The following is an 11,732-nucleotide window of genomic DNA, read 5'->3' on the forward strand; positions in this document are numbered from 1 at the left end:
TGGTCATGGTGGCAATGCTGGCGGCACTGACACTGAGCGTGTTGCTGGTATCCAGGTCGCTGTCGTTGGCGATTACATCGACGGTGACGCTGTTGTTTTCCCAGGTATTATCGGTATCTGCGGTGGCCACCGGCGCATCGTTGGTGCCGGTGACGGTGATGGTGGTGATGGCATCCGAGGTAATACCACCATCGTCACTCATGATGTAGTGAATGGTGATGACAGCTGACTCACCGATTGCCAGATAATCAAAATCAGCTCCGGGAGTAAACTGCAGCCGATTATCGACAATGGATACAGAGCCCTGACCAGTTATAACATTGCCTTGATTATCGACAATCTCAGCGTTGTTGAGGTTGAAGTTGGCAGGGCTGTCATCCAGATCGTCATCGACATCATTTGCCAATACATCAATGCTCAGTACATGATTTTCATGGCTGTTATCAACATCGTCATAGGCTTCAGGCGCTTCATTGAGATCATTAACTGAAATGCTAACGGTGATATTTTCACTGAAACCAGCTTGGTCGGCTACTTCGACGGTTAAGTTGTAGCTATCCCTGCTTTCATGATTCAGGGGGCCGGTAACTAGAAGTTCACCCGTTGTGGGACTGATGGCAAAGGCGTTGTCTTCATTGCCCCCGGTGATGGCAAACGTTTTATTGCCAGAGTCACCGGCTAAAACTTGACCTATCACTGTAGAACCGTCTTCAGGGACGTTTTCATTAACGTTAAAGTTTTGATTTTTGATAACTGGAGCAGTACTGGTGGGGAAAGATAACTGGTTATTGACCAGCTGGCTGGATGAGTTGGACGCCGGTTGCCTGGGCTCGTTACCCTGTGATTGGCGTTCTGTATTTTGATTGCTCTCCTGCTTAATAATGGCCGCTCGAGAAAATGTCCGTGACTCGCTAATGCCTCTATCTAGTTGATTTGGAGTTCTCTGCGTTGAATCTGAATCATTTGATTGTTTTTCTGGTGAGTCATTAATTTGATCACTTACTTCAATTTGATCGTTTTTTTCTTGATCGTTTTTTTCTTGATCGCTTTTTTCTTGATCGCTTTTTTCTTGGTCGCTTTTTTCTTGGTCGCTTTTTTCTTGGTCGCTTTTTTCTTGATCACTTTCTTTTTGATCGCTTTCTTCACCGGCAGCCGTTGGGTCAAAATTATTAACGAGCTCTGCCCCCATCACCAATTGTTGCGCAACCGGAACCGTAAGTGATTGTCCATTTAATAATTTGATGACAACTTCTGAACCGGACTCATTGTTAATGACTTCATCAAGAAAAATGGGGTCGCCAATGTTTTTTGTTACAATGTTTCCTTTTGAATCAATGACTTCAATGGATGAGGTGGCATCGGTTACATATCCTATGATAGGGATATTGTTGTCAGAATTCATCAGGTTACCTCTTCCGCTAAGGTGTTGTCCGGCTCACATGCGGTTCATGAACTTATTCAGTAATTGTAGTTGTTTGGTGTGAGATATAATCAGTCAACATTTTTAAAAAGACAGATTAGTAGTCAGATGAATCATATGTCATTTTGATGAGTCAATTTTTTGATTGTTTTTTGTTGTTAGTTCCTTTTTTATTATTTGATCTTTGTTGTTTATAAGAGGCAACGGCAATATTGACGCTGGATAATTTTTCATAGAGGTTTCGCGTGGACAAACAGTCGAAAAAATTGTCAGGGTGATGACTTTAAGCATTGAGCTCTCTAAGAATTTTCAGGGTTTCATCAAGCGTTGATTCCAGCGAAGAGATTAACGCTGATGCTTCTGCCAGCTTATTGGCTTTTCCTTCCTTCTCAATGTCGGCTGCAATCATTGCCAGCTGTATGGCGCCAAGATTGTTACTGCTTGATTTCAGGGTATGGGCAGCTCTTACCAGAACCTCACGGTCTGCATCTTTGGAGGAGAACTGGATATCGGCCATTAATTTAGGTGCGTCTTCTAAATAGCTGTTAATCAGTACCGGGAACTCTTCTTCCATCAGCTCTTGAAGCGAATTGAATACGGACTGATCAATTAATGGATGCTGTTTTGATTGATCCAGTTTGCTGACCATAGCCTGGGTTTTTTCTGCAGCCTCAGGTGTTGTTTCCTGTGGCGGCGTGTCGTGAATCAGCCAGTGTGCCAGCCTTTCTCTGAGGTGGTCAATTTTGACCGGTTTACTCAGATAGTCATCCATACCGGCAGCCAGGCACTTTTCCCTGTCTTCAGCCATTGCATTGGCGGTCATCGCGATGATCGGTATTCTGGGTAACTGTTGCTCACGCTCTCTTTGTCTGATCAGACCTGTGGCTTCATATCCGCTCATCTCAGGCATTTGGCAGTCCATCAGCACCAGGTCGTAGGTTTGATGTCGGCTCATGTCCACCGCTTCGCGACCATCTTCGGCTAAATGAATATGACTCAAGCCAATTTTTTTCAGCATGCTGGTAGCGACTTTCTGGTTGACCACATTGTCTTCTACCAGAAGTATTTGGATGCTCTCTGAGAATACTGCCGTTTCCGGTTTATGCTGGTCTGTCATACCATCCGGTTGTTGGCTGGCGTGATGGTAATGCATAACCTGCATTGTGGTATCCAGTAAGCTGGACTGCCGGAATGGTTTGCTCAGGCAGGCGGACAGTCCGGCAGCTTGCTGTTGTTCCTGAGTGATAAAACCGGTAGAGCTGAGCATTATTCTGCGAATGGGCTGTAAGTCGGGATCGTCTTCGATCACTTTAGATAATTCCAGTCCATTCATTTCGGGCATATGCATATCCAGAAAGACAAGCTCATAGGGCTGGTTGTTGTTATAAGCTTTTCTCAATATCTGGAGGGCGTCTTTTACGGTTGATGCCTCGTTGTGATCCAAACCCCAGGCCGTTAGATAGTGGCGAAGAATCTCCCGGTTGGTGTTGTTATCATCAACGACCAGGGCCTTTATACCATCCAGTGCATGAAGTACCTGAGACTTTTGCTTGCATTGGTTTTGGGATATTGCCATCTCCAGAGTGAAGGTGAATGTCGAGCCGAGACCTTCAGCACTGATAACACGGATGTTGCCTCCCATTAATTCCACTAACTGTCGGGAGATCGTCAGGCCCAGACCGGTGCCTCCAAACTTCCGGGTAGTACTGCCATCGGCCTGGGTAAACTCATTGAACAGGGTTGGCAGGATATGTTCAGCAATACCAATGCCGGTATCCTCCACAGAGAATTCAATTTGAGCCGACGTCTGTGATCGTTTGATCAGGTTTACTTTAACGCTGACCTCTCCTTTGATGGTGAACTTTACGGCATTACCAATCAGGTTGGTTAAAACCTGTCTCAGTCTTACCGAGTCTCCTTTCAGTGTTCCTGGCAGATCAATATCGGTATAGCAGCTAAGCTCCAGCCCCTTCTCTCTGGCGGTGCCTGCCAGTAATGTGCAGACATCTTCCACAATATCCCTGACATTGATATCTATTTTTTCAATAGTCATTTTGCCAGCTTCAATTTTAGAGAAATCCAGAATATCGTTGATGATTTGTAACAGGGAGTCTGCAGAGGAGTAGGCGGTATTAAGCAGGTCACTCTGGGTCTTGGTCAGCGGCGTATCTTTCATTAATTCCAGCATGCCAAGAACGCCATTCATTGGCGTACGGATTTCATGGCTCATATTGGCCAGGAAGGAACTTTTTGTTTTGACCGCATCCAATGCGGCCTCTTTGGCTTCATTAAGCTCAGTCAGATTTTCTTTCAAACCCCGATTGGCCATTTTCAGTTCATTCGTTCTACTGGTAACGGTGGCTTCCAGGTTTTCACGATGTTGTTGCAGTCGGTCATCTTTCTCTTTTATCTGCATGAGCATGTCATTGAAGCAGTCATACAGTTGTCCAATCTCATCGTTATCATATTTTTGAACTTGGCGATCATATTGCTGGTATTCAGTGATTTCGCTGATGGTATCAGCCAGCTCTGTAATGGGACGTGCCAGCAGTTTTTGCAGCCTGGCACTCAGCATTGCAGCCAGTACAATAGAAATTAATGCCGCAATCATGACCAAAAATAAGATATGAGTGAGGTGCAGGTAGAGTTCACTCAGGTTTGACTGGATATAAATGGCACCAATAAACTGACCATCCAAATTGATAGGACGATATAAATGCAGTTTGGCTTTGCTGAATAAGGTAACGGGCTGGTTAAGTTCTTGCAGGGTAAAAGCCCAGGGTTGCTTCTTTTCCCGATGATAGCCTGCAACGCGCTCACCGGCTGGATTTAATAAGTAGGCTGCTTCTATTTCATTGGTGCTGGAGAAACCGTTCAATAGTTGCTCAGCAGCTACCGTATCGTCAAACATCAGAGCTGCCTGGGCATTGGCACCAATCACTTCAACTAACGTTTCCAGTTTACTGACCAGCAAAGACCGTGAGTGCAAATACTCACTGACGGTTTGTACACTCAGGGTCACCAGTAGAACGGAATACGCCGTTAGCAGCATGGCGTATCGTAACTTCTTTTTAATGGGGAGGTTCTTAAATGTTATCATAATGACTATTTAACAACCTTGGCTAACCCCATCAATTGGGCGTTAATTGACAGGCTCGCATTTCTGATTGCACTCTGACTGATGGCAAATTGAATCCGGCTACCGGTACGGATCAGTCCTATCACGCCACCTTGATAAGCGAAGTTTTCGCTATCACTGATTGTCAGTACTGATTCATTTTTTAATTTCTGTAAGATACCGGATACGACATGTGGCGTTGAGTTATGGATGTAGACAATGTCGCATAGCTTTTCCAATGGGGCGCTATGTATTTTATGAGTGACTGATATACGCCGTCCCCTGCTGAATTTATGATTGATTTTTTGCAGTTCACTGTTAATAGCTCCACTACCAATAATGCACAGTGCCAGGGTCTGCTTTTTTCCGGGCCAGGTAACAAATTTGGAAATTTTATAGACAATGGCGGCCTTAACCTTATCCGCTTTGGTAACGTCGCTGGCTTCTGATTGAGTGACGTTTAAGCAGCAGAGCAACGCTATTGCAATTACTGCGTACGTTTTGTTGATTATGATCGGCATGAAGTTATCTCCCCCATCCGATTAATGTTGCCAGCGTAACTGCAGGTACCAGGATTCCTGTACCTCAGTTTCACCGAGTCCGCTGAAGATTTCATCGAATTCCAGCCGTTGTTTGTCGAACAGGTTCTTGCCGGTCAGGGACAATTCAAAGTCTTTGCCGAATTTTTTGGCCACCCTGAAATCCAGAGCCGTATAATTGCTAACTCCGGCATTTCTCAGGTTATCCATATAGCGCACCCAGAAATCCAGATACCATTGATTGGGTAAATTCATACTGGATCGAAGGTTTGCTGTATTGTTAGCGCTGAGTTGTTCAATGAGCGTTTCATTTTCTTTGTGATAGGAGTCATTTTGTTGGCTGGTGCCATCGACCTGAAGCGTGCTGAAGCTTGCCTGGAGCTTCCACCAGTCCTTTGCCTGCCAGTCAACAATAGCCTCCAGTCCATAGGTTTTTGCATCCAGCCCATTGTCCAGTTTGGTGGGGTATTCTTTGGCAACTCTGCTATTTGGCGAGTTATTAAGTACGCACCGAAAGAAATTAGGAGAAGGATTCGGATCATCCGTTGTCCCCTCAAGACAACTATCACCAGCTACATAAGCCATAATGTCCTTGTATTGATTATAAAAGGCTGTGACATCCACTTTTAGATTGTTATTGAACAGCTCTCTGTAACCTAATTCAAATGCCGTCAACTCTTCTGAATTCAGATTTTCATTGCCTGAAATACTCATCATATAGGTTGTGTCTTTAGGTGCCTCACTGAAAAAATTAATACCCCGGGTAGTGACTGATGTTTCACTGATGGATGGTGTCTTCACCGCCCTGGATAACGATCCCCAGAATGTCCGGTTTTCTGCTGCTTTCCAGGTGACCTTGGCATTAGGCTGGATTTCGTAACCGGTAAAATCATTATGCTCAAACCGGGAGCTTAGAGAAATGCTCCACTGGGGAGAGATTGTGATGTGATCCTGAATAAAAGCACTGTACAGTTCATCCGTCCGGCGATTCTCCGCCATGGTTATATTATTCATATCGCTCAGGTTATATTTGGTCAGCCGATAGCCAAGCCCCCAGATAATGTTATGGTCTTCCCAAGGCATGAGTTGATGTTGAAATTCCACATCGGCAACATCTCGTTTTTCAGTGACCCGATAGTCGTAATTCTCATAGCGATCATAGTAACCTTTGACAGCAAAGTTACTGCCATCACTGAAGTACTGCTGGTAGTTACCAATCAGATGCCCACCTTGTTGGTCCCTGTTCAGATGGGTGACCGTGTCTTTTTCAAAAGTACCTTCGTAATCAAATAGATGCAGAGGTGGCCGGGTTGTCCCGTCATACAGTTCTCCCTGCAACGATGCTTCAGCACCGTTTTCTGTCCGCCAGTCTGCCCGAAGACCTGCACGGTTTATATTCCAGTCATCGTTGGCATCAGTGCCATCGGAGGTGGCAAGTCCATCACGGTTAGAGTTGGCAAGACCATCACGGGTGAATGTTTTAAAGAAGGCCCGATAATAGCCATCATCACCCAGTGTTCCGCCGTAGCGATAGGCCGCAAAAGCTTTCTCTTCGGAGCCAAACCCGGTAGAAAGCAGACCACCCTGAGTATCTGCCGCATGTTTGGTAATAATATTGATCACGCCATTCACGGCATTGGCACCCCACAGTGCCGCGCCCGGGCCGCGAATCACCTCAATACGGGCAATGTCTTCCAGCATGGTGTCCTGAACATCCCAGTTAACCCCTGAGAACAAAGGCGAGTAAACGGTGCGTCCGTCTATCAGTACCAGCAATTTATTGGCGAAAATGTAATTAAAGCCACGGGTGCTGATGGACCAGGTATTGCCATTTAACCGGGCTACCTGCATACCTGGCACCATTCTCAGCGCCTCTGGAATGGATGTCACTCCTGAACGTTGAATATCCTCATTGGTGATAACAAACACAGCGGCAGGGGAGTCCATCAGGCGTTGTTTTCTCTTGGATACCGATGTGACGTCGGGGACATCCAGAGCGATCAGCTCTTCCAGGCTGAGATCCAGAAGTCCGTCATCGGTCATTTCCGGATCTGAATCAGCCTGAAGACTCAAGGGAGTAATGAGAGATGAAAAAATGCCAGCCAGCAGCAGTGAATGATTTGATGGTTTCAAGGTTCCACTCCATTGGATTTATTGAACAGAGAAGCACTGCTGAATCATTCTCTGTTCATTCCGGGTATTCTGCTCCATTGCTTGATCTTTGAAGCGTTGCAATACCTGTTTATCTTTTAGCCCTTATTAAAAACCTAGACCTGATTTCAGGGCTCGTCTGAATATTTCTCACTTAGCCTCCTGGATTGCTCTCAGGAAGGCCGCTGCATCAGCAATCCCGGCACCGCATCTGAAGGTTGAGCAATCGCTTTCTGAGGCAAATGGTCTTGCTGTTTCTTTCAACAGGCGCTCACGTTCAGAAGGTGGCAGCGTTGGATTGACAGCGTAGCTAAGGTCGATCAAACCAGCGATGTGTGGTGTTGCCATGCTTGTGCCTTGTAGCTCACTGTAGGAGCCACTTTTCGGTCCCTTCAGCCCTGAATTGTACAATGACAGGATGCCATTGCCCTGGAGCTGTGTTTCACCACCGGGGGCCATAATGTCGATCTCGGTACCATAATTTGAGTACCAGCTGCGGTTTCCTGTGCGATTGATAGCACCAACTACAATGACATTCTTGCAGTTTGCCGGCGTGCTCATCGCCACATTTTGTTGCTCATTGCCTGCTGCAACCACCACAGTGACACCCGCAGCAACCACTTCATCAATGGCATCCTGATAGGTTTGCGGACACCAGAGCGCCTGACCACCAAGGCTTAGATTCAGTACGTTGACTGGATTGGGGTTTATCGGGAGTCCATAGACTTTCAGGCCTGCCCCCCAACGCATGGCTGATACGATGTCGGAGGTATAACCACCGCATCGCCCAAGGGCCCTGAGAGTTTGCACCCTGGAGAGCCAGGTGACCCCTGAAACACCGATGCTATCATTGGTTGTCGCCGCAATCGTGCCCGTAACGTGAGTACCGTGCCAGCTGCTTTTTCGAGCATTAGCCGGAACCGGGTCTCCAAATGAGGTGCCGCAGGCTCCTGACTGAAGAGAGTCTCCCGGGTCCTGGGGGTTAATATCCCAGCCATCACCATCATTAGCCATCCAGGGATCAGAAACAAAATCATAACCTGCTACCAGCCTGTCATTAATCTCTTTATGGTCAGTAATTCCGGTATCAATAACACCGATCACATTGTCAGTACTGCCAATGGATATTTCCCAGGCAGCAGGGAGATTAATACCCGCTCTGGTTTCAAAGTAGTGCCATTGCTCATTATAAAGAGGGTCGTTAGGGACTCTCATGGCCTGCATAACCAAGTCTGGCTCAGCAAATTTTACCTGAGGGTCATCTTCTAATCCCGCTGCCAGCGTTTTAGCATCTTCAAGATTAACGGTGGCTCCTATTGACAGCACTTCCTGCCTTTTGCCGGCAGCAACCCCATAACCACCATGGGTTACCCCCTGTTTAATAAAGGCTAATGCTCTGGCTTCGGTAGGCTTTTCTTTAAAGTGAACAATGACTCGATCTGTTCGTTGTAATAAAAGTCGGTAATTATCCACTTCAGCCTGTGAAATGAATGTTGGTGTTAACAGTGTTGCTGCTAAAACAATCCTTGTCAGCAGTGGGTTCATTGATGCTTACCTCAGGGGTAGGTAGTTAACCAAATGAAATATTTGATTCTGTATGGCTAACTACTTATAGGAATTTGGAATCCACCTAAGAAAAAAGTATGGTGGATGGATATAGAGGCTTCAAAGTATTTTGGATGATTGATGAAAAAATGCTGTCAAAATATATGGGTGCTGAGCATTGTAGCGATTTTGTGAAATACCATAGAACGGCGGCTTAGTTTTCAGCGGATGCTTCCTGCTGTTTTCGATAAATCAGTGTTGAGGTTGCAACGCCGAAATTTTTTGGGGGTTGGTTACCTAGCTGTTGCAGCAGCAAGTTGATGATTGACATATGGTGGGTGGTATGACATTGCAAATATAACAGCTCACGAACGACAGATGTTTCCACCTTAATAACACTTCCATTGGTATCCGTGTTGGCATTGAGGGTGAGATTGATCTTACTCCATGTATTCTTTGTCAACTTAACCAGCCGCGCTTTAATACTTAGTAAAGCGTCTACTGCAGAAGAGACATTCCTCTCACATTCCGGGTCTCTGTTTCTGTTATCGTAGTTAATGTATCTACTATCCAGACCGGATAAAAAACACTGATAAAACTCAATGATATGGCGTACATGGGCGCCTATGGTCTGAGCGCTGTCAGGAGTGGCAGATTTCTGGTAATTGTTTGCAGGAAGTTTTTCAATAGCCTGAATCAACTCAGACAACAATTGTTCATTACATTGGCAGGCATTGTGTAGTGACATTCGACTCTGCACCCTATCACTTGATTTACTATGAATCCGTGTCGTGTTTGCTCAACTTCAGACCCACGGCTTGGGCTATTCTGCACTGTCTTATGCCTCTTCAGTGTTGCACAGGCTGCCGGGTTTTGTATACGCGGCAGTCAGCTCAAAAAAGTCAGAGGTACCTTTTATTCCGGCGGTTAACCGAGATGGTGCTATGTAAACTTCCCACTAAACTCGTTAGAATGCTCGTGCCAGTCAACTATGAGCTCTTCGACAGTCGTGAGCCAATAAACAGCGTTTGATTTCACCGAGTTGTCTTCCGGGAGGGGGATAATAGGGTGAGGCACCTTAGCTTTACTGAGAGTCAACCGAGGATAAATAGATGAGCAATATACCTTCTGAGTTACGGTATCTGCGTTCCCATGAATGGGTCAGGTTGGAGGAAGATGGTACCGTCACTATTGGTATTACAGATTATGCCCAGGAAGCCCTGGGGGACGTGGTTTTTGTTGAACTGCCTGAACCTGGTGCTTTACTCGCTGCAGGTGATGAAGTCGGCGCTGTGGAGTCTGTAAAAGCTGCCTCAGAGATCTATGTACCATTGACGGGTGAAGTTCTTGAAGTTAATGGCATTCTGGAAGACGCTCCGGAAACCGTCAACAGTGACCCTTATAATGATGGCTGGTTCTTCAAGATGAAACTTGAGGATGATGGCGAACTCAATGATCTGATGGATGCAGAAGCCTATGGTGAGTTTATTGAGTCAGAGTCTTGATAGATTCCGGGCAAGCTGATTCCTGCATCTGAATTCATTACCTGTTACCAACCACCTACTGCAAACAGACAGCAGTGGGTGTGTTATCGGATTGATGCTCTCCTTATACTTCACTTAAGTGCCGAACTTCCTGATGGTTAAAGGCAGCCTATCTTTCAAGCTATTTTTTATTAAGGACAGCTACCATCCATGAATGATGAGCAGTTACTTCGTTATAGCCGACAAATTATGCTTCCCCAGGTTGATATCGAAGGGCAGGAACGGTTGCTGTCATCGAGCGTTTTAATTCTTGGTCTGGGTGGGCTGGGCTGTCCTGCAGCTCAGTATCTGGCGGCAGCAGGCGTAGGACAAATGGTGCTGGTTGACCCGGATACGGTGGATACCAGCAACCTTCAGCGGCAGTTACTTTATTGTGCAGATGATCAGGGGGCTACAAAAGTCTCCGCTGCACAGGCCCGGCTGTTGGCAGTCAATGACAGTATTCAGATTGAGACTATCCATGGATGTCTGGAAGGTGAAGGCCTGTTAGAGCAGGTGAGCAAAGCGACCGTGGTCCTGGATTGTACCGATAATTTTACCAGTCGGTTTGCCATCAATGCTGCCTGTGTCAGGGCCTCTGTTCCTCTGGTCAGCGGTGCAGCCATCAGGCTTAATGGCCAGCTTACAGTTTATGATCGTCGTCAGCCTGATGCGCCCTGCTATCGGTGTTTATATGATGAGCAGAGCAATGAAAACCTCAGCTGTTCTGAATCGGGAGTTCTGGGGCCCATGGTCGGAATGATAGGCACAATGCAGGCATTGGAAGCCATCAAGCTGATTGCCGGATTTGGCAAAACGTTGAATGGTCGTTTGATGATTTTTGACGCGATGACCATGGAGTGGCAGACCATGGGGCTGCAGGCAGATCCAGAATGCCCTGTCTGCAGCCGGATGTAAATGGCGTCGAGCTTTTGCGAGGTGGTGTCAGGGTGGTGGAGGGCTGTCTTCTACTGCCTCTAACAGGCGGGCCTTGTAGTCCGGGTCAAGATCATTCCAGTGCGCTCCAATAAGGGCTCCTTCAAGGGCGTAGAGCAATACTTTGGAAACTTTAAAGCCACGATCACGAACTTTGCAGTAGGCTGCAACAGAGCCTACGTCATGGAGTTGTTCAAGCGTTCTGATGCCTACAGCGTTTAACCATTGTACGGATGTTTTGCCAAGGTTTTTTAATTCGATCAGATCAGTTGCCATGTACTGGATCCCTAACTCAACTCTAGCTTCCGTACCAGAGACAGCATGATTATTAACAAGTCAGAAGTCATTTTCCCTTAAGAATAGACCAGACTTTTGAGGTCCTCCCATAGAGTTATCAGTTATTACCGATGCAGTGTTATTTTGACACCTTGTTGGGACTTTCTAGCCCGGATATTTCATAAACTGCCCCGAATCTCGCGCACGACCACATGGATGTGGGA

General features: G+C 46.4%; 9 protein-coding genes. 2 read left to right on the forward strand and 7 right to left on the reverse strand.

The genetic code is table 11. The features are described from left to right. The 6 genes from KDK15_RS07040 to KDK15_RS07065 all read right to left on the reverse strand — a co-directional run. Positions 1-1,402: Ig-like domain-containing protein (locus KDK15_RS07040; RefSeq protein ID WP_257294656.1), on the reverse strand; the 1,402-nt coding region annotated here is incomplete at its 3' end. Between the two features lie 301 nt (positions 1,403-1,703). Then, positions 1,704-4,520: a response regulator gene (locus KDK15_RS07045; protein ID WP_257294657.1), complete on the reverse strand. Its 2,817-nt coding sequence runs from the start codon at positions 4,518-4,520 to the stop codon at positions 1,704-1,706. Positions 4,521-4,525: 5 nt separating this feature from the next. Further along, positions 4,526-5,059 (reverse strand): YfiR family protein, encoded by a 534-nt coding sequence (locus tag KDK15_RS07050; protein ID WP_257294658.1) that lies wholly within the window; start codon positions 5,057-5,059, stop codon positions 4,526-4,528. 21 nt (positions 5,060-5,080) lie between these two features. Further along, entirely contained in the window at positions 5,081-7,210 is a 2,130-nt protein-coding gene (locus KDK15_RS07055; RefSeq protein WP_257294659.1) for a TonB-dependent siderophore receptor, read from the reverse strand. 168 nt (positions 7,211-7,378) lie between these two features. Then, positions 7,379-8,773, reverse strand: a complete 1,395-nt coding sequence (locus tag KDK15_RS07060) for a S8 family peptidase (protein ID WP_257294660.1) — start codon at positions 8,771-8,773, stop codon at positions 7,379-7,381. Between the two features lie 214 nt (positions 8,774-8,987). Next, positions 8,988-9,521: a DinB family protein gene (locus tag KDK15_RS07065; protein WP_257294661.1), complete on the reverse strand. Its 534-nt coding sequence runs from the start codon at positions 9,519-9,521 to the stop codon at positions 8,988-8,990. A 364-nt stretch (positions 9,522-9,885) separates the two neighbouring features. On the opposite strand from KDK15_RS07065, the gene gcvH reads away from it, so the two are divergent. Together gcvH and KDK15_RS07075 are read left to right on the forward strand one after the other, a co-directional pair. Next, on the forward strand, positions 9,886-10,278 hold the full coding sequence (gcvH, locus tag KDK15_RS07070; protein WP_257294662.1) for a glycine cleavage system protein GcvH: 393 nt from the start codon (positions 9,886-9,888) through the stop codon (positions 10,276-10,278). Between the two features lie 189 nt (positions 10,279-10,467). Then, entirely contained in the window at positions 10,468-11,214 is a 747-nt protein-coding gene (locus tag KDK15_RS07075; RefSeq protein ID WP_257294663.1) for a molybdopterin-synthase adenylyltransferase MoeB, read from the forward strand. A gap of 27 nt (positions 11,215-11,241) precedes the next feature. Here the strand turns inward: KDK15_RS07075 and KDK15_RS07080 are convergent, their stop codons facing one another. Continuing rightward, positions 11,242-11,508, reverse strand: coding sequence for a TfoX/Sxy family protein (locus KDK15_RS07080; RefSeq protein WP_066014644.1), 267 nt, complete (start codon positions 11,506-11,508; stop codon positions 11,242-11,244). Positions 11,509-11,732 lie beyond the last annotated feature (224 nt).

This window comes from Endozoicomonas sp. YOMI1 (assembly GCF_024606345.1).
Lineage (GTDB): Bacteria > Pseudomonadota > Gammaproteobacteria > Pseudomonadales > Endozoicomonadaceae > Endozoicomonas.